Annotated in this window: 22 protein-coding genes; 12 read left to right on the top strand and 10 right to left on the bottom strand. The window is 64.0% G+C overall.

Annotated elements, in window-relative coordinates:
* Nucleotides 1-12: 12 nt before the first annotated feature.
* Genes CXY80_RS06125 through CXY80_RS06135 form a run of 3 tightly spaced genes read left to right on the top strand, consistent with a single transcriptional unit; the run spans nucleotide 13 to nucleotide 3,138 of the window.
* Nucleotides 13-717 (top strand): response regulator transcription factor, encoded by a 705-nt coding sequence (locus CXY80_RS06125; protein ID WP_104131962.1) that lies wholly within the window; start codon nucleotides 13-15, stop codon nucleotides 715-717.
* Nucleotides 710-2,101 (top strand): sensor histidine kinase, encoded by a 1,392-nt coding sequence (locus tag CXY80_RS06130; protein ID WP_146070688.1) that lies wholly within the window; start codon nucleotides 710-712, stop codon nucleotides 2,099-2,101. Before CXY80_RS06125 ends, CXY80_RS06130 begins: the two co-directional genes overlap by 8 nt.
* The gene (locus tag CXY80_RS06135; protein WP_104131964.1) at nucleotides 2,101-3,138 is read left to right on the top strand and encodes a hypothetical protein; all 1,038 of its coding nucleotides are present in this window, start codon (nucleotides 2,101-2,103) and stop codon (nucleotides 3,136-3,138) included. Before CXY80_RS06130 ends, CXY80_RS06135 begins: the two co-directional genes overlap by 1 nt.
* Before the next feature lie 351 nt (nucleotides 3,139-3,489).
* On the opposite strand, the gene CXY80_RS06140 is transcribed toward CXY80_RS06135, so the two are convergent.
* Both CXY80_RS06140 and CXY80_RS06145 read right to left on the bottom strand, forming a co-directional pair.
* Nucleotides 3,490-3,720 (bottom strand): acyl-CoA carboxylase subunit epsilon, encoded by a 231-nt coding sequence (locus CXY80_RS06140; protein WP_092452307.1) that lies wholly within the window; start codon nucleotides 3,718-3,720, stop codon nucleotides 3,490-3,492.
* Nucleotides 3,720-5,327, bottom strand: a complete 1,608-nt coding sequence (locus CXY80_RS06145) for an acyl-CoA carboxylase subunit beta (protein ID WP_092452304.1) — start codon at nucleotides 5,325-5,327, stop codon at nucleotides 3,720-3,722. The genes CXY80_RS06140 and CXY80_RS06145 overlap by 1 nt, the downstream gene beginning before the upstream one ends.
* Nucleotides 5,328-5,548: 221 nt before the next feature.
* Between CXY80_RS06145 and CXY80_RS06150 the strand changes: the two genes are divergently transcribed.
* Together CXY80_RS06150 and CXY80_RS06155 are read left to right on the top strand one after the other, a co-directional pair.
* Nucleotides 5,549-6,397, top strand: a complete 849-nt coding sequence (locus CXY80_RS06150; protein ID WP_104131965.1) for a biotin--[acetyl-CoA-carboxylase] ligase — start codon at nucleotides 5,549-5,551, stop codon at nucleotides 6,395-6,397.
* Between the two features lie 8 nt (nucleotides 6,398-6,405).
* Nucleotides 6,406-6,981: a PH domain-containing protein gene (locus CXY80_RS06155; RefSeq protein ID WP_104131966.1), complete on the top strand. Its 576-nt coding sequence runs from the start codon at nucleotides 6,406-6,408 to the stop codon at nucleotides 6,979-6,981.
* Here the strand turns inward: CXY80_RS06155 and CXY80_RS06160 are convergent.
* Nucleotides 6,958-7,482 (bottom strand): GtrA family protein, encoded by a 525-nt coding sequence (locus tag CXY80_RS06160; RefSeq protein ID WP_104131967.1) that lies wholly within the window; start codon nucleotides 7,480-7,482, stop codon nucleotides 6,958-6,960. The two genes, CXY80_RS06155 and CXY80_RS06160, sit on opposite strands and share 24 nt — an antisense overlap.
* Nucleotides 7,483-7,613: 131 nt before the next feature.
* Between CXY80_RS06160 and CXY80_RS06165 the strand changes: the two genes are divergently transcribed.
* From CXY80_RS06165 to CXY80_RS06175, 3 genes are all read left to right on the top strand, one after another.
* On the top strand, nucleotides 7,614-8,750 hold the full coding sequence (locus CXY80_RS06165) for a 5-(carboxyamino)imidazole ribonucleotide synthase (RefSeq protein ID WP_104131968.1): 1,137 nt from the start codon (nucleotides 7,614-7,616) through the stop codon (nucleotides 8,748-8,750).
* 113 nt (nucleotides 8,751-8,863) lie between these two features.
* Nucleotides 8,864-9,331 carry a 5-(carboxyamino)imidazole ribonucleotide mutase gene (gene purE, locus CXY80_RS06170; protein ID WP_092452378.1) on the top strand — a complete coding sequence of 156 codons (468 nt, stop codon included), beginning with the start codon at nucleotides 8,864-8,866 and terminating at the stop codon, nucleotides 9,329-9,331.
* Nucleotides 9,328-10,692, top strand: coding sequence for an LCP family protein (locus CXY80_RS06175; protein ID WP_233195053.1), 1,365 nt, complete (start codon nucleotides 9,328-9,330; stop codon nucleotides 10,690-10,692). Before purE ends, CXY80_RS06175 begins: the two co-directional genes overlap by 4 nt.
* A gap of 172 nt (nucleotides 10,693-10,864) precedes the next feature.
* Here CXY80_RS06175 and CXY80_RS06180 read toward each other — a convergent pair whose 3' ends face one another.
* From CXY80_RS06180 to rfbB, 6 genes are all read right to left on the bottom strand, one after another.
* Nucleotides 10,865-11,266: a type II toxin-antitoxin system VapC family toxin gene (locus CXY80_RS06180; protein ID WP_158251581.1), complete on the bottom strand. Its 402-nt coding sequence runs from the start codon at nucleotides 11,264-11,266 to the stop codon at nucleotides 10,865-10,867.
* Nucleotides 11,263-11,520, bottom strand: coding sequence for a type II toxin-antitoxin system Phd/YefM family antitoxin (locus tag CXY80_RS06185; RefSeq protein ID WP_104131970.1), 258 nt, complete (start codon nucleotides 11,518-11,520; stop codon nucleotides 11,263-11,265). The genes CXY80_RS06180 and CXY80_RS06185 overlap by 4 nt, the downstream gene beginning before the upstream one ends.
* Nucleotides 11,521-11,656: 136 nt before the next feature.
* The gene (locus tag CXY80_RS06190) at nucleotides 11,657-12,061 is read right to left on the bottom strand and encodes a GtrA family protein (protein ID WP_104131971.1); all 405 of its coding nucleotides are present in this window, start codon (nucleotides 12,059-12,061) and stop codon (nucleotides 11,657-11,659) included.
* A gap of 3 nt (nucleotides 12,062-12,064) precedes the next feature.
* Nucleotides 12,065-13,207: a glycosyltransferase family 1 protein gene (locus tag CXY80_RS06195; protein WP_104131972.1), complete on the bottom strand. Its 1,143-nt coding sequence runs from the start codon at nucleotides 13,205-13,207 to the stop codon at nucleotides 12,065-12,067.
* Nucleotides 13,204-14,058 carry a dTDP-4-dehydrorhamnose reductase gene (rfbD, locus tag CXY80_RS06200; RefSeq protein ID WP_104131973.1) on the bottom strand — a complete coding sequence of 285 codons (855 nt, stop codon included), beginning with the start codon at nucleotides 14,056-14,058 and terminating at the stop codon, nucleotides 13,204-13,206. The genes CXY80_RS06195 and rfbD overlap by 4 nt, the downstream gene beginning before the upstream one ends.
* Nucleotide 14,059: 1 nt before the next feature.
* Nucleotides 14,060-15,046 (bottom strand): dTDP-glucose 4,6-dehydratase, encoded by a 987-nt coding sequence (rfbB, locus tag CXY80_RS06205; protein WP_092452278.1) that lies wholly within the window; start codon nucleotides 15,044-15,046, stop codon nucleotides 14,060-14,062.
* Between the two features lie 73 nt (nucleotides 15,047-15,119).
* Here rfbB and CXY80_RS06210 point away from each other — a divergent pair, with 73 nt between their 5' ends.
* Both CXY80_RS06210 and rfbA read left to right on the top strand, forming a co-directional pair.
* The gene (locus CXY80_RS06210) at nucleotides 15,120-15,728 is read left to right on the top strand and encodes a dTDP-4-dehydrorhamnose 3,5-epimerase family protein (RefSeq protein ID WP_104131974.1); all 609 of its coding nucleotides are present in this window, start codon (nucleotides 15,120-15,122) and stop codon (nucleotides 15,726-15,728) included.
* 5 nt (nucleotides 15,729-15,733) lie between these two features.
* Nucleotides 15,734-16,600: a glucose-1-phosphate thymidylyltransferase RfbA gene (gene rfbA / locus CXY80_RS06215; protein WP_104131975.1), complete on the top strand. Its 867-nt coding sequence runs from the start codon at nucleotides 15,734-15,736 to the stop codon at nucleotides 16,598-16,600.
* 16 nt (nucleotides 16,601-16,616) lie between these two features.
* Here rfbA and CXY80_RS06220 read toward each other — a convergent pair whose 3' ends face one another.
* Nucleotides 16,617-17,444, bottom strand: coding sequence for a glycosyltransferase family 2 protein (locus CXY80_RS06220; RefSeq protein WP_233195056.1), 828 nt, complete (start codon nucleotides 17,442-17,444; stop codon nucleotides 16,617-16,619).
* Nucleotides 17,445-17,577: 133 nt separating this feature from the next.
* Here CXY80_RS06220 and CXY80_RS06225 point away from each other — a divergent pair, with 133 nt between their 5' ends.
* Nucleotides 17,578-18,444 carry an ABC transporter permease gene (locus tag CXY80_RS06225; RefSeq protein ID WP_233195062.1) on the top strand — a complete coding sequence of 289 codons (867 nt, stop codon included), beginning with the start codon at nucleotides 17,578-17,580 and terminating at the stop codon, nucleotides 18,442-18,444.
* A gap of 26 nt (nucleotides 18,445-18,470) precedes the next feature.
* On the top strand, nucleotides 18,471-19,172 hold the full coding sequence (locus CXY80_RS06230) for an ABC transporter ATP-binding protein (RefSeq protein WP_233195068.1): 702 nt from the start codon (nucleotides 18,471-18,473) through the stop codon (nucleotides 19,170-19,172).
* Nucleotides 19,173-19,319 lie beyond the last annotated feature (147 nt).

The raw sequence follows: 19,319 nt of genomic DNA on the forward strand, positions 1-19,319 counted from the left end.
GACAGCGACACCGTGAGCCACGCACTACCTGATCCCACCCCAAGCACCCCCGAGCAGTCCGTTCGCGTCGGTATCGTCGACGACCACGAATCGGTGCGACTGGGACTGCAGGCCGCCTGCGAAAACTCCGGCTACGAGGTGCTGTTCGCTGCCGCGACCGCTCAGGCCCTTGTGGACGGCCTCGCCGGACGAGCGTGCGACGTGATCGTGCTCGACCTCTCGCTCGGCGACGGTTCGCTCGTGACCGACAATGTGCACCTCGTCGCGAGCACCGGCTCGGCCGTGCTCGTGCACAGCATCGCCGACCGGGTTGCCTCGGTGCGTGAGGCACTCGCCGCCGGCGCCGCTGGAGTCATCCCCAAGTCCTCGCCGACCACCACAGTCATGGCCGCCGTGGCATCCGTTGCCCGGGGCGACGTGCTCAACAACCTCGAGTGGGCCACCGCGATCGACGCCGACCGCGACTTCGCCAGGGCTCAGCTCGGTCGCCGTGAACGCGACGTTCTGCACTTGTACGCCTCGGGCCTGCCACTGAAGATGGTTGCCCTGCAGCTAGGCATCGCGCACTCCACGGCGCGAGAATACCTGGACCGAATCCGGGTGAAGTACGTCGAGGTCGGCCGCCCAGCGCCGACCAAGGTCGACCTGCTGCGCCGCGCCGTCGAAGACGGAATCCTGCCAGGACTCGACGCCTCCGACGGTGACCGCGGTGTCTAAACGGGCCGCCCGCCCGGGCGCCCTGGTGTCAACCGATACGGCCGCGTTCGGCGCGGTCAATCCGGCCGACTTCCAGGACGACCTGTTCGGACGGCCCCGGCACCCGCGCAATCCGATCAGTCACGCCCAGATCGAGATCGTCCTGTCCCGTTCGGTGGCCGGTGTCGCGGTGGTCTTCGCTCTCCAGACGCTGCCGTTTATGCTCGGACAGCTGGAAAGTCGCAAACCCGGTTCCGCCGTGCCCATCGGGATCGCCCTGGGCCTGTCAATTCTGGTGTTCGTGGTCGCAACGCTGGTTCGGCGCGGCATTCGCACTACGGCCGGCATTATCGCGGCCGTCTACCTCATCGCCCTCATCGTCTGGCCGCTCGTTATGCGCGACCCCACGGTCGTTCTCGACAGCAAACCGTGGCTCTGGTACTTGTGCACCGTCGCGACCTCGTGCGCGGCGATCGCGTTTCCGTTGCTCTGGGCCATCATTTACACGGTCGTCACGCCCGTCGTCTTTGGACTCGTGCGGGTGTTGCCCTCCGGCGGTGAGGCCGAAAACCTGCTCGCCGCCCTCGATACCTGCTACGCCATGCTGCTCGGCGGTGTCGTGCTCATCATCATCTACGTGCTCCGCGACGCGACCGACAAGGTCGACACCGCCCAGTCCAATGCCCTGGCAAAATACGCCGTGGCGGTGCGCCACCACGCGACCGAGATGGAACGCGTCGAGGTCGACTCGATCGTGCACGACAGCGTTCTCGCGACTCTGCTCTCGGCCGCCGGTGTGCGCAATTCCAAGGGAGCCGTGCTGGCCGCGGCGATGGCTCGCAGCGCCATCATCCGCTTGCAGGAGGCCAATGGCGAACGAACCCTCGACGATGCGACGACCGACGTGAGCCGTCTGGTCGACCGCCTTCGTGGCGCCGCCTTGAACACCGGCGCTTTCACCATCACCGAGCGGGGGGTCGACGGCCTGAGCATTCCGGAGTTCGTCGCTGAGGCCCTGTACGCGGCGAGCGTGCAAGCCATGGTCAACAGCGTGCAGCACGCCGGCCCAGCGCAAATGCGCAGCCTGACGATTTGCGGCAACGGTCAAAGCGGATGCCGCATCGAGATCAGCGACACCGGCTGCGGCTTTGATCCGACCAGCGTGGCCAGTGCCCGGCTCGGCGTGCGAGTCTCTATTCGCGACCGGATCGCCAGCGTGGGTGGCGTCGCCGTGGTGAACTCAAGCCCCGGCCAGGGCACGACCGTGGTCATCAGCTGGCCGCGGGTTGAGGTCTCCGCCGACAGCGAAACGGATGGGGGCAGCGACGCGGGGCTTCGAGTGGCGCCCGCATCGGTCGAGTATGCCGTCACCAGTCTCGACGCCGACCGGGCGGGTGATCGCTGATGACCAGCGTTGTCAGGGTGTCGCGCACGCTCACCCTCGTCGTAGCGGCTCTGTTCTCGGGCTATCACGTGATTCTCGGGCTGTATTCGATCCAAGAGCCGGCGTCGTCGGTGCCGATCCTGGTCGCCATGGGCCTGTATGTGGGGGCGACAATGGCGAGCCTCTGGCCGAGCAGCCCGATGCGCATGTCGTTGCCGCTGGCGCTGTTCAACGTCGCGGTCAGCGTGGCACTCCCACTGATCGTGGGCAGCCAGCTTGATGGCTCTTCGGGTAATCTCGGCTACGCCACCTGGTACGTCGCCGCCATCGGCACGCTGATGACCATCACTGCCACCCGCAAGCGTCCCCAACTAGCCCTGCTGGGTGTGGCCGTGCTCGTCATCCACAGTGTGATCTGGGCCGGAGTCGGCGAACTCGGGGGACTGGGCGTCATCGGAAGCGTGGTCTGGGTGGTCGCAGCCGCGGTGCTCTCCCGTGCCCTGGTCAAGGCCAGCCGGGACGCCCGCCAGTATGCCCGAGCCGAGCGCGAGTCGAGCGGATGGCACGCAGCCCAGGAGGCTCACCTCTACGAGCGCCAGGTGCGTCTCACTCAGACCATGCGCCTTGCCATGCCGATGCTGCGACGCATCAGCGAGAGCAACGGTGAGCTGACCGCAGAGGAACAGCAGGAATGCCGGTTTCTCGAAGCGGCCATTCGCGATGAGATCCGCGGCCGCCGCCTGCTCAACCACGCGGTGCGGGAACAGGTCATGGCTGCCCGGCGTCGCGGAGCCAGCGTTACGCTCCTCGACGAGGGCGGTATCGACGATCTGGGCGGTGTGGCCCTCGACGACGTGCTGGGCACCATCGCCCTCGCCCTCGAGCAGACGAGCGCCGACAAGATCATTGTGCGTACCGCGGCCGACAGCGCGACCGTCGCGGTGACCGTGGTGGGGCTGTCGAGCCCTGACCCGGCGGTGAGTGCCCTCGGGCCGGACTCTGCGGGTGACGATGAGGTCAACCTGTGGCTGGAAATCCCCCGTCAGATCACGCCCTAATCAACCAGCTCCCTGTTCGGGACCCTGGGTACGCGAAAGGGGACCAGCCGAAGCTGGTCCCCAACCGTTTATTCGAGAAAGGACGACAACCCGAATGCCATCCGTTCTCGCCCCCAACACATTCGCTCGCTTACCCTAGTCAGCGAATGATTGGTGGTGAAACTCCAGGAGTTGCACCGAGCAATCCCCAGTCTGCACTAATCTTCAAATTCTCGCTGTCGGCATTTAGGAGGACAGACGCGAGGTCGGTTCTACCCCCGTCTGGGCCCACCTTGTGAACCGATGCCCAATTTCTAAACTGGGCCCGTGGACGGGGCCCCGTCCACGAAGAAGGTGGGGCGCCGGAGGGGGTCAGCCGGCGAAGCCGCGCCAGCGACCGGCGCCGGGGTGCACCGGCTGGCGGATGGCGCGCTGGCCCTGCTGCCAGGCGCTCCGGTGCTGTACGGGAGCCGCCCGACGCTCGTCGGATTCCTCCCGCAACAGCCCACGGATGATGGCGCTCACCGCCGACACCTCGACGTCGCTGACGTGTCCGGTGACGAAAATGAGCTCCGAGGGATCGAACTCTGAGGGCTTGGGCATTAGAGGGGGATGTTTCCGTGCTTCTTCGCGGGCAGGGTGGCCCGCTTGGTACGCAGGGCGCGCAGGGCCTTGACGACCGACACGCGGGTGGCGGCGGGCTCGATGATGCCGTCGAGCTCCCCGCGCTCCGCGGCCAGAAAAGGGCTCGCCACATTGTAGGTGTACTCGTTGGCCAGGCGGGTGCGCACAGCGGCGACGTCTTCGCCGGCCTGCTCGGCTGCCTTGATCTCAGCGCGGTAGAGAATGTTCACGGCGCCTTGGCCGCCCATGACGGCGATCTCCGCGGTCGGCCAAGCCAGGTTGGTGTCGGCACCGAGCTGCTTGGACCCCATCACGATGTACGCGCCGCCGTAGGCCTTGCGCAGAATGACGGTGACCAGCGGCACGGTGGCTTCGGCGTAGGCGTAGAGCAGCTTCGCCCCGCGACGGATGATGCCGGTCCATTCCTGGTCGGTGCCCGGTAGAAAGCCGGGCACGTCGACCAGGGTGAGGATGGGAATGGAGAACGCATCGCAGAACCGCACGAACCGTGAGGCCTTCTCACCGGCCTCGATGTTCAGCGTGCCCGCCATGGCGTTGGGTTGGTTGGCGACGATCCCGATCGACCGGCCCTCGACCCTGGCGAAGCCCACGACGATGTTCGGGGCGTACAACGGCTGCGTCTCGAGAAACTCGCCGCGGTCCACGATGTGCTCGATGACCGTTTTCACGTCGTAGGGCTGGTTGGGGGAGTCGGGGATGATCGTGTTGAGCCGACGGTCAGCATCCGTTGTCTCAAGCTCCACCTCGCTGTCGAACACGGGCAGCTCGGCCAGGTTGTTGTCGGGCAGGTAGCTCAGCAGTGCGCGGGCAAAGTCGAGCGCGTCGGGCTCATCGCTCGCGAGGTAGTGCGATACCCCGGAGACCTTGTTGTGGGTGAGGGCGCCGCCGAGCTCCTCCATGCCGACGTCTTCACCGGTGACGGTTTTGATCACGTCGGGGCCGGTGACGAACATCTGGCTGGTCTTGTCGACCATGATCACGAAGTCGGTCAGCGCCGGAGAGTAGACCGCGCCGCCGGCGGCCGGGCCGCAGATGATCGAGATCTGCGGGATGACGCCCGAGGCTGCCGTGTTGCGGCGAAAGATTTCGCCGTACTTGCCGAGGGCCACAACGCCCTCCTGAATGCGCGCTCCGCCGGAGTCGAGAATGCCGATGATCGGCACCCCGGTCTTCAGGGCAAGGTCCATCACCTTGATGATCTTCTCGCCGGCGACCTCACCGAGCGAACCGCCGAAGATCGTGAAGTCCTGGGAGTACACGGCCACCTGGCGGCCGTGAATCGTGCCGGTGCCGGTGACGACGGCGTCGCCATACGGACGCTTCTTTTCCATGCCGAAGGCCACGGTGCGGTGCCGCACGAACTCGTCGAGCTCCACGAAAGAACCCTGGTCGAGCAGTAGGTCGACGCGCTCGCGGGCGGTCATCTTGCCCTTGGCGTGCTGCTTCTCGATGGCGGTGGCCCCGCTGGCGGTCACAGCCTCGTGATAGCGCAGCTTGAGGTCGGCGAGTTTTCCCGCCGTCGTATACAGGTCGGGTGCCGCGGCGGGCGTCTTGTCAGTCACCATTTCACTCTACCGGCACCCCCCGACCGCTCCTCGTTGACGATGTTCTACAACTTTGCCCCGCAACACTGGTTCTTTCCCCCTCCGTCGGGTCCCTCGGACTGCAGAAACCGGACTTCCCCGTGCATAACTCCTGCAATTTCTTCAGAAACTACCCGAAATAGGTGTTTTGAGGCCAGATTCGAGAGAATTGTAGGAGTTATGCACACGAGAGGGTAGGCACGATGGATTTTTCGCTCAGCCGCAACGAGGTGAGCCGGTTCGAATACCGTGCAGAGGCCTCCTCCACCAACGATGTGCTCAAAGATCTCGCCAGTGCTATTGGTTTATCTGAGGCGGATGCCGCAGCCTGGCCCGACCTCTCGGTGGTCGTCACCGACAACCAGACTCAGGGGCGTGGCCGGCTCGGTCGTATCTGGTTGGCCCCGACCGGCAAAGCCCTGGCCATCTCCGTACTCATTCGCCCGGAGTTACCGTCGCACAGCCTCGGCTGGTTCCCCCTCCTGGCCGGCGCCGCCATGACCCGCGCCGTGCGCACCATCGTTGAGGCCTGCACGCCGCCGGTGCACGACGTAAACCTTAAAGAGGCCGAGGATCCCCGCCACGACACGACCCTGAAGTGGCCCAACGACGTGCTCATCGACGGCTACAAGGTGTGCGGCATCCTGTGCGAACTCCTGCCCGACGGCAAGGGCATCGTCATCGGCGCCGGCCTCAACCTCTCGCTCGATGAACACAACCTGCCCACCCTCACCTCGACCTCTCTCCTGCTAGTCACCCGCACCGCGCCCGACCCGGACGCAGTACTCGCCGCCTATCTGCACGAGCTCGTCACCCTGTATCGGGCCTTCGTCGAAGCCGACGGTGACGCACAGGAGAGCGGTCTCCACGCGGAAGTGTCGAGACTCTGCGGCACCCTCGGCAGCGTCGTGCGGGTGGAACTGCCCGGCGGAGTCGACCTGGTCGGCACCGCCACCGGCATCGACGCCGAGGGACGGCTCAGAGTCGTCAACCAAGCCGATGGCGAAGAACGGTCTGTCGCCGCCGGCGATGTCACCCACCTGAGGTATTAATAGAAGTAATGAAACCGAAGAAGACAGAGACCAACGAGACCGAACCCTCCGGTTACGCCCGGGAGAGTCGGCCTGAGGAGGTCGTCGCCCGCTTGCGCCCGCACGCCCGGGTGCTCCTCTGGCCTACACTGCTGCTCTTCGCCGTGGCCGGCGCCACCGGTTACTTCGCTGGCAACCTGCCCGAACCCTGGCAGAACGCTGCCCTGCTGCCGGGCGTCATCGTGCTGGCCGTGCTGGGCTGGCTGCTGCCGCTCGCCGCCTGGCTGACCAAGCGCTACACGATTACCTCCCGGCGCATCATCTTTCGCCACGGATTCTTCGTGCGCACCCGGCAAGAACTGCTGCACAGCCGCGGCTACGACGTGAGTGTCCGGCAGAACTGGCTGCAGGCCGGGTTCCACTCGGGCACGGTGCTGATCAATTCGGGGCTGGAGCATCCGCTCATCTTGAAAGACATCCCCAACGTCGACCTGGTGCAGAGCGTGCTGCACGACCTGATGGAGCAGTCGGTGACCGTCATGGGTTCCCGTCGGCAGGAGCAGTCGGCGCACGCCGACGAGTCAGCGTTCTGGGGCCGCCGCTAGCGCAATCGCGCCACTGCGAGTGTCCGCATGGGTAACGGATGCCGACGCGCCGCTGCGACTCGGCGCAAACACCCAGTAGCGGTACAGCGTGAAGCGAAACACCGAGCCCAGAAAAAGACCCACCACATTGCCGGCGATATTGTCGGCGAGAACGCTGGTGTAGCCGAGCACATAGTGGCTGAACCACAGGCATCCGATGCCGATGCCCATACCGACCAGGCTCACCGCGAGAAACTCCAGACCCTCGCGTACCGTATGGTTTTGGCGATTCTTCCTGAAGGTCCAGTGCCGGTTACCGAGCCAGTTCACCAGAATAGCCAGCACGGTCGAGATGATCTTGGCGTAGATGGGGCCGGCGTGCACGTCGGTCGAGTCGAGCACTGTGGTGCGCAGCAGGTTGAAGACAGTGAAGTCCACCACGAAGCCGAGGGCGCCGACGGTGCCGAACTTCAGGCCCTGGCTCAGAAAATTGAGCAGGCGCTGCTTCAGTGTGATCGACATGCGTCCGTCCGCCGTTCGGTAAAGTGGAACTAGGAATGCAGTGAAGTCTCGCAGTCTACGGCGTGCGGAATTCTCCGGGCTGAGTACGAACGTGCGTTTAGCTGAACGCTTGCACAGAAAATGGTGAACAGATGGCTTTGACCGTCGGTGTGATTGGCGCGGGCCAGCTGGCCCGCATGATGATTCCCGCGGCCGTGAACCTCGGCATCGACCTCAAGGTACTCGCCGAAGCCGACGGTATGTCCGCCGACCTGGCCGCCGTCAGCGTCGGCGACTACCGCGACCTGCCCACGGTGCTGGCCTTCGCGAAGACCGTCGACGTGATCACCTTTGACCACGAGCACGTGCCGCAGGAGATTCTGCGCGAGCTCGTCAGCGCCGGCGTCAAAGTACATCCCGGCCCCGACGCGCTGCTGTACGCGCAAGACAAACTGCTCATGCGCGAGAAGCTGGCCGAGCTGGGCTTGCCCGTACCCGATTGGGCGCGCATAACGGATACCGCCGGCCTCGCCGAATTTCTGCAGGCGCACGGCGGCCGCGCCGTTGTGAAGACCGCCCGCGGCGGCTACGACGGCAAGGGCGTGCGCGTCGTCAGCCACGAACACGACGTTGACGACTGGTTTCTGGCGCTCGCCGAAGACGGCAACGGCGGCGCCCTGCTGGTCGAAGAGCTCGTGCACTTCAGCCGGGAACTCGCCCAGGTTGTCGCGCGCCGCCCGAGCGGGGAGATCGCGGTCTGGCCGGTGGTGGAGACCGTGCAGAAAGACGGTGTCTGCGCCGAGGTGATCGCGCCGGCCCCGCAGTCTGCAGGCCGCCTCGCCGACGTCGCCACCGACATCGCGGTGGCCGTGGCCAAGGGAATCGGCGTCACCGGGGTGCTCGCCGTCGAACTGTTTCAGACCACGAATGAGCGCCTCCTCATTAACGAGCTCGCCATGCGTCCGCACAACAGCGGCCACTGGTCGATTGACGGCAGCACGACGAGCCAGTTCGAGCAGCACCTGCGGGCCGTGCTCGACCTGCCGCTCGGGGCGACGGGCGCCCGTGACCCGTGGACGGTCATGGTCAACATCTTCGGCGGGCCCTCGGAAGGCTCGCTCGGCGACCGGTATCAGAGCGCCCTCGCGGAGCATCCGCTGGTGAAAGTGCACAACTACGGGAAGGCGTCACGGCCCGGCCGAAAGGTCGGCCACGTCACCGCGGGCGGCGACGATCTCGACGAAGTTGCCTACCAGGCGCGTGCCACTGCACAAATCTTTCAGTCTTGAGCAATAGGATCATCTGCGTGCCAGACAACATCGAGCCTTCCGCTGTGCCCATAAACGCTGTGCCCATTAACAGTGTGCCCGTGAACTCCAGCGCGCCGCTCGTCGGCCTGGTCATGGGCAGCGACTCCGACTTCACCGTCATGAGTGCCGCCGCGCAGACCCTGAAAGACTTCGGGGTGGCGCACGAGGTGCAGGTCGTCTCTGCGCACCGCACCCCCGAGAAGATGCTCGACTATGGTCGCAACGCGCAGGCCCGTGGCCTCAAGGTGATTATCGCCGGAGCCGGAGGAGCAGCGCACCTGCCCGGTATGCTCGCCGCCATGACCACGCTGCCCGTGGTCGGGGTTCCTGTTCCGCTCGGCCTGCTCGACGGCCTCGACTCGCTGCTGTCGATCGTGCAGATGCCGGCCGGCGTGCCGGTCGCGACCGTGTCGATCGGCGGGGCCAAGAACGCCGCGCTCATCGCGATCAAGATTCTCGCCACGAGCGATGACGCGCTGCGCGTGAAGCTCGAAGACTATTCCGTCGCACTCGCCGACCTGGTCGAGCAGAAGAACCGGGACCTCCAAGAGCGATTATGAGCAGTGTGACTGACCCGATCCGGCACCCGAATTCCGGCTCCACGCGCATCATGACGACGCGTGCGTGGTGGTTGGTCGTACTCAATTTCGTTCTGCCCGGTTCGGCGCAGGTACTCGCCGGCAATCGACGACTCGGCCGGTTCGGCCTCGGCGCCACGCTCATCCTGGTGGCCTCGGCAATCGTCGCCGGGGCTGTCTACCTGTTCTGGCCCGAGGCCGTGCTCACGGTGTTCACGAGCACGATCGGCCTCTGGGCCGCCGCCGCAGTGCTCGCGTTCTACGCGCTCACCTGGCTCGTGCTCACCGTCAACACCCTCAGCCTGATCAACCTGCTGAAAGCCGCGCCCGGCGCCCGCCTGCTGATCGCCGCCTTCTCCGCGGTCCTCATGGTCGTCGTCTGCGGCACGGCTGGCTATGGCGCGTTCGTCGCGACCTCGGCGAGCGGATTCCTCTCCTCCGTCTTCGTCGCCGGTCCGAGTGAACCGCCGGTCAATGGCCGCTACAACATCCTGCTGCTCGGCGGGGACGCCGGTGCTGACCGGGACGGCCTGCGCCCCGACAGCCTCTCCGTGGTCAGCATCGACGCCACGACCGGCCAGGCCACGACCATCAGCCTGCCGCGCAACCTCGAGGACGTGCCGTTCTCGGCCGGTTCCTCGCTCGGCGCGCTGTACCCCGAGGGATATGGTTCGATCGACGGATGCGACGTGTCGGCGTGCATGCTTAACTCCATTTTCACCGAAGCCGAGCTCAAACGTCCCGAGTACTACCCGAATGCCGTGGCCGAGGGCAGTTCCCCGGGCATTCAGGCCACCCTCGAGGCCGCGCAGGGCATCACCGGACTCACCATTCAGTACTACGTGCTGATCGACATGCAGGGGTTCTCCGACCTCATCGACGCCCTCGGCGGCGTCGACATCGACGTGCAGAACCGCGTTCCCGTGCACACCGACGAGAGCTTCAGCGAGGTTCTGTTCTGGTTCGAGCCGGGCATGCAACACATGGACGGCTACCACGCCCTCTGGTATGCCCGCTCCCGCCACGGCACGAGTGACTACGACCGCATGCAACGCCAGACCCAGATGCAGGAAGCCCTCCTCGCGCAGGCCAGCCCCGCCAACGTGCTCACCAAGTTTCAGGGCGTCGCCTCCGCCAGCAGTCGCGTCGTGAAGACCGACGTGCCGCAGGGCATGCTCGGCTACTTCGTGAACCTGGCAGCGAAGACCAAGGAACTGCCGGTCGTGTCGGTGCCCCTGATCCCCGAAAACGGTATCGACCCCGAGAACCCCGACTACGCCGCCATCACCGCAATGATCGCCGCAGCCCTGGCCCCCGCGCCCACCGCCACTCCCGCCCCGTAGCCCTGAGGCTGCTCCTGCGCGCCGTTGTGCGTGCGGATCCTGCATGTGCGTCCAAACGTTGCGCGCGCGTGGCGCGCTGCTAGCGCCAGCATCCGCTGTCCGCTCCGGCAGCTTTCGCCCGCGCGACCGCCCTTACCAATGCGCGCATTGCGAAAGCTGATGCCAACGCGCGCTAAATGACGATCACTTCGGGGCCACCAAGGTCTGACAAGACCTGGAAATCGGCGTCCTGGGTGTAGACGGTGAGCGAATGCACGAGTGCCGTGGAGGCAATCCACAGGTCGTTGACGTTGAGCCGACGTTCGCTCTCGCGAAGTTTTTGCCGCAATCGAGCCCAATGCGCGGCCACTGCCTCATCGATATTGAGCACCGTCGCGATTGACACGGTGTCAAGGGTCTGCAGTCGGGCTCCCCGTGTGTCGGCGTCCCGCGCTGCATGTACTCCGGCGTACAGCTCACCGAGCGTCACGGCGCTGACAAACTGCTCGTCTGGCAATCTGTCGAACTGTATTGCACGATTTGTCTCGAGCCCCACGAACACGCTGGTGTCAATCAGGCCCCGTGAGGGGGTCACTGGATGGGGCCCAGATCGTCCGTTGTCTCGTCGGGTTCCTCGTCGTCGTAGTATTCCGCGATCGGATCGCCGGGACGTCGCACCAGGCGTTGCATATCGGCTTTCGTGAGAAACGCCTGCTTGCCTGAACGGATCGGCACCAGCGTCGCGATTGGAACGCCGTTGCTGGTAATTGTTACTTCTTCACCCTGGCGCGCGCGCTCGATCACATCGGCGGTGTGATTGCGCAATTCTCGAACCGGAACCAAGCTCATGCGCTGAGTGTAGCCGGGAGTCGCACGCTGTAGCAAGCATCGCTCCCGCACGAAAGCGGATGCCTACGAGTGCGTCAACTGGTTCACTCGCTGCGTCGAGAGCCTGAGTATGAGGACGTGGATGCTGTCAGCCCTTTCACTCACCACTGCGCCGAAACGAAAACTTCTTGTGCCCGAAGAAGCTCAGCAGCGTCGTGACCACGAGAATCACCAGTTGGGCGAGCAGCGGCGGCACCCCGGCGACCTCAACCAGCAGCGGCAACGCCGCCGCATTGATGCCGATCGCCACCAGATACACGCTCACGAACCGGACAAAGTCCCGCAGCACGTGGCCACGCACCACAAACACGAATCGTCGGTACAGCACGAAGGCCAGGGAAATGCCAACCACGTACGAGAGAGCGAGGCTCAGCAGATAGCCGAGGTAGACATCCGCGAAGACCCAGAGTGTGAATGCCGAGAAGACCAAGTACCCGACGAGCGTGTTTGTCGCGCCGACCGCGAGAAACCGCACACGCTGGTCCTGTAGATAGCTCGCCATGGCCTACAGATCCGCGTGCAGCTGCCAGACGCGCTCGGCCGAGTCCCGCCAGCTGAACGCCCGCGAGCGGTCCTGACCGAAGACGCTCATGCGACCCCGCAGCACGCTGTCGCCGAGCACCCGGTTCACCGCGTCGACGAGCCGCGAGGGATATTCCTTCGCGTTCGATCGCTCCACTGCGACGCCGGCGTCTCCGGCCGCTTCGAGCAGTGCCGGGGCGTCGGAGTGCACGACCGGGGTGCCGAGATGGAACGCCTCAATGATCGGCAGGGCGAAGCCTTCTTCCAGGCTCGGATACACAAACACGCTGGCCCGGGCAATAACAACGGCCAGGTCGGAGTCGCTCAGCCCGGAGAGAGCGCGAACGCGCCCCGGCTCGAGCCCGGCTTCATCGGCGACCGAGGCCAGGTCGAGCTCGCCCCAGGTGTCCGGGCCGAGCACGATCAGCGGCAGGTCCGGCGCGCCCGGCAGACCGAGCGCCGTGATCAGCGCAGTGACCGCCTTGCGCGGATCGAGCGACCCCGAGGTCAGAATATACTGCGACGGCAGGCCCAGCGCCTGTAGGCGCTCTTCCACGAGGGGAATGGTCGGCAGCACGAGCCCCCGACCCACGGCGCCGCCGATCACGCGCACCCGGTCGCCGAGGTCCATGATCTCGGTCAGCTGGTTCGCCACGGCGTGGCTCGGCACGACAATGGCGTCGGCGTGCTTGCGGGCGCGCTTAAGCATGCTCTTGGTCCAGGCCACGGTTGTCGGCGTCAACGATGACGGATGCGTCCAGGCCAGCACGTCGTGCAGGGTCACCGCAATCTGGGTGCCGTCTACGGCCCGATCGTGGCGGCGCAGCGGGGCCAGTAATCCCGGCGCATGAATCAGGCCAGTGCCCGACGACGCGGTCACGCCAAGCGCCCAGGCCGTGGCCAGCTCGCGGCGGGCCAGCGTCGTCTTGAACAGGTTCGCCAGACCGGGCAGCGCGGCCTCAATGAGTTCATACTGTGCGGGCGGTGAGGACGAGACGATGCCCTCCACCGCGCATTCGGCCGGAGCGGTCGCAATTAGCGCACGCGTGAGTTCCTCGGTGTAACGCCCGACGCCACCCGGAACCGGGGCGACCATCTGGTCGACGACTACCCGCAGAGTGATCATGCTGTCTCGAAGACTCCCGCGGCGAAAGCTTCGGCCTGGGCCGACTGCCAGCTGCGCATCGGCTCAAGCCCGGCGGCCGCCCAGTTGGCGTGGCCGAGCACGGAGTACGCGGGCCTGGGCGCCGGCAGTACAAACGCCGAGCTGTCGGTCGGCAGCACGCGTTCCGGGTCAAGTCCGGCCAGGGCGAACACGTCGCGGGCCTGGTCGAACTTCGACGCCACCCCGGAGTTCGTGCCGTGGTAGATGCCGGCGGGCGCGTCGGAGTCGAGCAGCAACACGATCTGCGCGGCGAGGTCGACCGTCCAGGTGGGCTGTCCGACCTGGTCGTTGACGACGTTCAACGTGTCGCGCGTGCCAGCGGCCTTGAGCATGGTCTTGGCGAAGTTCGGACCGTTCTTGCCGTACAGCCAGGCCGTGCGCACGATGTAGCTGCGGGCGCCGTTCTCGGCGAGCGCGAAGTCTTCACCGGCGGCCTTGGTGCGACCATAGGCTGAGATCGGGCTGTGCGGCGTGTTCTCAGCGTAGGGCGTGGTCGCACTGCCGTCGAAGACGTAGTCCGTCGAGAGCTGCACGAGCTTCGCCCGCAAAGCGGATGCTGCCAGCGCGAGATTGCGCGGCCCCACCGCGTTCACGGCGTAGGCCGCGTCTTCGTTTGTTTCGGCGTCGTCGACCTTGGTGTACGCGGCGCAATTGATAATGACGTCGTGCCCGGCGACTGCGGCCGTGACCGCGTTGAGGTCGGTCACATCGAGGTCGCTCCGGCCGAGCGCCGTCACCTCGCGACCGGCCAACGCCGTCTGCAGGTCGCGCCCCAGCATGCCGGTGGCCCCGGTGATCAGATAACGGGTCATGCTAGTTCAGCGCCGCCCGAGCCTTGAGCGGTTCCCACCACTGGCGGTTGTCGCGGTACCACTGCACCACGTCGGCCAGGCCCTCTTCGAACGGAACCTCGGGCGCGTAGCCCAGTTCGGCCTGAATCTTGCTGATGTCGACCGAGTAGCGCAGGTCGTGTCCGAGACGGTCGGCGACGCGGTCGACGTACGACCAGTCCTTGCCGGTCGAGTCGAGCAGCAGCTGGGTGAGCTCCTTGTTGGTGAGTTCGGTGCCGCCGCCGATGTTGTAGATTTCGCCGGCGCGACCGCCGACGAGCACCATGGCGATGGCGCGAGTGTGGTCGTCAACGTGCAGCCAGTCGCGAATGTTGTTGCCCTCGCCGTAAAGCGGAACGTGCAGGTCGTCGATCAGGTTGCTGACGAACAGCGGAATGACCTTTTCGGGAAAGTGGTACGGGCCGTAGTTGTTCGAGCAGCGCGTGATCGACACGTTCAGGCCGTGCGTGCGGTGGTAGCTGCGGGCGAGCAGGTCACTGCCCGCCTTCGACGCTGAGTAGGGGGAGTTGGGCTCCAGCGCCCGCTCCTCGTTCCAGGAACCTTCGGCGATGGAGCCGTAGACCTCGTCGGTGGAGACGTGCACGAACCGGGCCAGCTTGTGGCGGAGAGCCGCGTCGAGCAGCTGCTGGGTGCCCAGCACGTTGGTCTCGACGAAGATGGTCGAGTCCATCACGGAGCGGTCCACGTGGCTTTCGGCGGCGAAGTGCACGACCGCATCGAGCCCGGGAAAGAGTGTGTCGAGCAGCTTGCCGTCGCGAATGTCGCCGTGCACGAAGGAGTAACGGGGCGAGTCGGCGATCGGGGCGAGATTTTCGAGGTTGCCCGAGTAAGTCAGTGCGTCGAGCACGACAACTTCGGCGCCTTCGAGGCCCGGGTACTTGTCTTCAATCGTGCGTCGAACAAAGTTGGAGCCGATAAAACCGGCGCCGCCGGTGACGAGGATCTTCATATAGGAGTAACCGTTCCGTTCGCTTCAATGGCCTCCGCGATTCTACCGGACCCCGATTGGTAGACTGCCGACCGTGCAGATTCGCGAACTCTCTATCCCCGATTCATTTGAAATCACCCCGAAGCAGTTTGGTGACGACCGGGGAGTGTTCCTCGAGTGGTATCGATTCGACAAGCTCGAAGAGAAGGTCGGGCACAGACTCGACCTCGCCCAAGCGAACACTTCCGTGTCCAAGCGCGGTTCGGTGCGCGGCATTCACTTCGCGGATGTGCCGCCGAGCCAGGCAAAGTACGTCACTGCGGTGCACGGTGCCGTTCTGGACTACATCATCGATATTCGGGTCGGGTCGCCCACGTACGGGCAGTGGGACAGCGTCTTGCTTGACGACACCGGTCGTCGCGCGGTCTATATTGCTGAAGGACTCGGGCACTGCTTCGTGGCATTGACCGACAACGCCACCGTGAGCTATCTCGTGAACAGCACCTTCAGCCCGGGCCGCGAACACGGCATCAGCCCGCTCGACGAAGAGGTCGGCCTGGTCTTTCCGCCTGAAGCCGGGGAACTGCTGCTGTCTCCCAAAGACACGGATGCCCCCACTCTCGCAGCAGCCGCTGCCGCCGGCCTGCTCCCCACCTGGGACGCCGCCCGTGCCTACTACGCCACCTTGAACGACAGGAACTAACGCTCATGCGCGGAATCATCCTCGCCGGCGGCTCAGGCACGCGCCTGTGGCCGATCACCAAAGGCATCTCCAAGCAGCTCATGCCCATTTGGGACAAGCCGATGATCTACTACCCCCTGTCGACGCTCATGATGGCGGATATTAAAGAGATCCTGATCATCACCACCCCGGAGTACAACGAGCAGTTTCGGGCGCTCCTCGGGGACGGATCTGATTTAGGCATCCGCATCGAATATGCCGTGCAGCCTTCGCCGGACGGCCTCGCCCAGGCATTCATCATCGGCGAAGAGTTCATCGGCGATCACAGTGTTGCGCTGGTCCTCGGCGACAATATCTTCCACGGCGCAGGCCTGGGGGCGTCCTTGCGTGGAAATGCTGAGATCGAGGGCGCGCGTATTTTCGCGTACCACGTCAGCAACCCCACGGCCTATGGTGTCGTCGAGTTCGATGAGTCGGGCACCGTGGTGTCGATTGAAGAGAAGCCGACGAAGCCTAAAAGTAACTACGCCGTTCCTGGTCTTTACTTCTACGATAATTCCGTTGTCGCCATCGCCAAGACGATCGAACCGAGCGCCCGCGGAGAGCTGGAAATCAGCACCATCAATGAGCACTACCTCAAACAGGGCAAATTGCAGGTGCAGGTGCTCGACCGGGGCACCGCCTGGCTCGATACCGGAACTTTCGAGTCCATGATGCAGGCATCAGAGTATGTGCGCGTCATCGAAGACCGCCAGGGGTTCAAGATCGGCTGCATCGAGGAGATTGCCTGGCGGGCCGGTTGGATCAGCGACGCCCAGTTGGCCGAGCTGGCAGCCCCGCTGGTGAAGAGCGGGTATGGCAAGTATCTCCAGGCCATTGTGCAGGCGGATTAAGACGGTGTGATCGCCGCTACCCGCGGGTAGCCCACCAGGATCGAATCGACAGGGTTCCTCGCAGTACCCACCGCACGGGCGCGAGATACCACGACCGGTACTTACGGGAAAGGAAAAGGTAAGCGCTGTCGTGGTGCGCCGCGATCATACGCAACGAATCCGTGCTGGTGGAGTGAGCGCCGGTGTGCGTCACGATTGCGTCGGGAACGTACAGGTTCTGCCATCCTGCCTGACCAAGCCGATAGCCGAGGTCAACGTCTTCGAAGTACATGAAGAAGGCCTGGTCGAAACCACCAATGTCGTCGAAGGCAGAGCGGCGAATGAGAAGGCACGCCCCGGAGAGCCATCCCACTGGCCGTATTTCGGTGCCGGTCGCGTTCTCAGAGCGGTACGACCGAGTCCAGGGGTTGGACGGCCAGATTCGCGAGAAGATCGCATGCCCGACCCCGGTTCGTAACGACGGGATGCGGCGGGCCGAGGGATATGTCGTTCCATCCGAATTCAGTACCCGTGGCCCGATCGCAGCGGCCTGCGGATTGGCCCGCATGACCTCTTCCAGGGTGCTGATGGCTCCGGGGTGCACAAGTACATCCGGATTGGAAACCAGTACGAACTCGTACGACAGTGGCACCGACCGCACGGCCGCGTTGATGGCACCGCCGTATCCGAGATTCCTACCCAGTGACAGCACTGTCGCGCCGAATTCGGCGGCGATTGCACGGCATTCGTCGATGTCAGCCGAAAGATTGTCGGCAATGGTCACGGGCGGTGGGCTCGGCTCGCTGACAATAACCGAATTCAGAAATGGGCCTAGGGCGGCGCTGGAATTGTAGGTGACGGTCACAACAGCAGTGCGAACTGCCGGTGAGAGTGGGTTGCCGTGCATTCGTACCATCATACGAGAACGCCGACAGAGAGGCTGCCAGTAGACGGGAGTCGCTGGCCGGGCAATGTATCCTTAGTGAACCCTGCGCCCGGTGGGGCCAAACGTCATTCAGGATGGATCTGTGGCTGTATCAAGCGAGTTCAAGCGGTCACGTGAGCTATTTGTCAACCTGACGCAGCGTGAGCTGAAGGGCAAATACAAGCGAACCGTCCTCGGCCAGTTGTGGTCCCTGGCCAATCCACTCGCCCTGATGCTCGTATACACCTTCGTGTTTGCGTTCATTTTTCGCATCACACCGCCGGTTGGTTCACCGAGCGGGCTCGACGCTTTCCCGCTGTGGTTGCTCTGTGGTTTGTTGCCGTGGATCTTCTTCTCGAATGTGGTGCAGCAGGGCATGGGCGTGCTCCTGGCCAACGAGGGCCTCATTAAGAAGGTCTACTTTCCCCGCAACGTGCTCATCTTCTCCAGTGCCGCCTCACTCTCAGTGAACTGGGCCATTGAGATGCTCGTTCTGGTGGTAGCACTGACGATTGCCGGGGCGTACGGCGTCATCCTGTGGCTGCCCGTTCTCGTGTTTTTCATGTTCCTGTTGGCGGTCTTTGCTGTCGGCATCGCGCTGATGCTCTCCATCGCGAACGTGCACTTTCGGGACACCCAGTACTTTGTCGGAATCATTTTGCAACTGGGCATGTACCTCACGCCCGTCATCTACCCCATCACGCTGGTGCAGACTCAGTCGGATCGTTTTGGCAATGTGTTCGGCTCGATCACTCTCGTTGATCTGTATCGGTTGAACCCGATGGAGAGTTTCCTCAGTGCGTTCCGCAGCGTTCTGTATGACAACACGTGGCCTGCCATCGGCGACACGGTCGCTTGCATTCTCATATCAGCGATCGTTTTCGCCCTCGGCTGGATAGTCTTCCGCCGCAATGAAAGAAAGCTTGCTGAAATCCTGTGACCGATGTAGCAGTTCAAATAGATCACGTGTCGAAGAAATTCCGTCTGTACAAGGAGCGCAACCAATCCTTGAAGTCGGCGATCATGCGCGGCCGCAAGTCCGTGCATGAAGACTTCTGGGCCCTAAAAGACATCTCGTTCGACATCAACAAGGGCGAGACCTTTGGCCTCGTCGGTGACAACGGTTCAGGCAAGTCGACGCTGCTGAAGTGCATGGCTCAAATTCTCTACCCCGACAAGGGAAACATCGCCATGCAGGGCCGCGTTGCCGCGCTCCTCGAGGTGGGTTCGGGCTTTCACCCGGAGCTGTCTGGGCGCGAGAATATCTTTCTCAACGGGTCGATCCTCGGAATGGCCAAGCAGGAGATCGTGAAGAAGTTCGACTCGATCGTTGATTTCTCCGGCGTCAGCGAATTCATCGATCAGCCCGTCAAGAACTACTCGTCGGGAATGTACGTGCGGCTGGGCTTCTCGGTGGCGATCCACGTCGACCCCGACATCCTCCTCGTCGATGAAGTGCTCGCGGTCGGCGACGAAACATTTCAGCAGAAATGTGCCGATAAGTTTGTGGAATTCCGTCGCGAAGGCAAGACTGTAATCATCGTCAGTCACGCACTGGGCACGATGATGACGATGTGTGACCGACTAGCTTGGTTGAGCCATGGGGAGCTCCAAACAGTTGGGAATCCCGAAAGCGTTGTCGCTAAGTATCGCGGTGTCGCCAAGTAGAGAACGACCAGCTGCGCTCAAGCGCACTGACATTTATGACAAGACCCAAAGGTTTCACATGATCAGCGTCACCGCTCGACCGTCAAAAGCTCGCCGCAAACCTCTCCTCGTGTGGGCGCTGGCGGTTGCTTTGGTCTCCTCCTTCCT

Origin of the sequence: Cryobacterium sp. M91 (assembly GCF_002929615.1) — a bacterium.
Lineage (GTDB): Bacteria > Actinomycetota > Actinomycetes > Actinomycetales > Microbacteriaceae > Cryobacterium > Cryobacterium levicorallinum.

Excerpts from the sequence above, each read along its gene's own strand:
- CXY80_RS06135 (WP_104131964.1), top strand. The coding sequence starts at position 2,101 with ATGACCAGCGTTGTCAGGGTGTCGCGCACGCTCACCCTCGTCGTAGCG.
- CXY80_RS06140 (WP_092452307.1), bottom strand. The coding sequence starts at position 3,720 with ATGCCCAAGCCCTCAGAGTTCGATCCCTCGGAGCTCATTTTCGTCACC.
- CXY80_RS06145 (WP_092452304.1), bottom strand. The coding sequence starts at position 5,327 with ATGGTGACTGACAAGACGCCCGCCGCGGCACCCGACCTGTATACGACG.
- CXY80_RS06150 (WP_104131965.1), top strand. The coding sequence starts at position 5,549 with ATGGATTTTTCGCTCAGCCGCAACGAGGTGAGCCGGTTCGAATACCGT.
- CXY80_RS06155 (WP_104131966.1), top strand. The coding sequence starts at position 6,406 with ATGAAACCGAAGAAGACAGAGACCAACGAGACCGAACCCTCCGGTTAC.
- CXY80_RS06160 (WP_104131967.1), bottom strand. The coding sequence starts at position 7,482 with ATGTCGATCACACTGAAGCAGCGCCTGCTCAATTTTCTGAGCCAGGGC.
- CXY80_RS06165 (WP_104131968.1), top strand. The coding sequence starts at position 7,614 with ATGGCTTTGACCGTCGGTGTGATTGGCGCGGGCCAGCTGGCCCGCATG.
- purE (WP_092452378.1), top strand. The coding sequence starts at position 8,864 with ATGGGCAGCGACTCCGACTTCACCGTCATGAGTGCCGCCGCGCAGACC.
- CXY80_RS06175 (WP_233195053.1), top strand. The coding sequence starts at position 9,328 with ATGAGCAGTGTGACTGACCCGATCCGGCACCCGAATTCCGGCTCCACG.
- CXY80_RS06185 (WP_104131970.1), bottom strand. The coding sequence starts at position 11,520 with ATGAGCTTGGTTCCGGTTCGAGAATTGCGCAATCACACCGCCGATGTG.
- CXY80_RS06190 (WP_104131971.1), bottom strand. The coding sequence starts at position 12,061 with ATGGCGAGCTATCTACAGGACCAGCGTGTGCGGTTTCTCGCGGTCGGC.
- CXY80_RS06195 (WP_104131972.1), bottom strand. The coding sequence starts at position 13,207 with ATGATCACTCTGCGGGTAGTCGTCGACCAGATGGTCGCCCCGGTTCCG.
- rfbD (WP_104131973.1), bottom strand. The coding sequence starts at position 14,058 with ATGACCCGTTATCTGATCACCGGGGCCACCGGCATGCTGGGGCGCGAC.
- rfbB (WP_092452278.1), bottom strand. The coding sequence starts at position 15,046 with ATGAAGATCCTCGTCACCGGCGGCGCCGGTTTTATCGGCTCCAACTTT.
- rfbA (WP_104131975.1), top strand. The coding sequence starts at position 15,734 with ATGCGCGGAATCATCCTCGCCGGCGGCTCAGGCACGCGCCTGTGGCCG.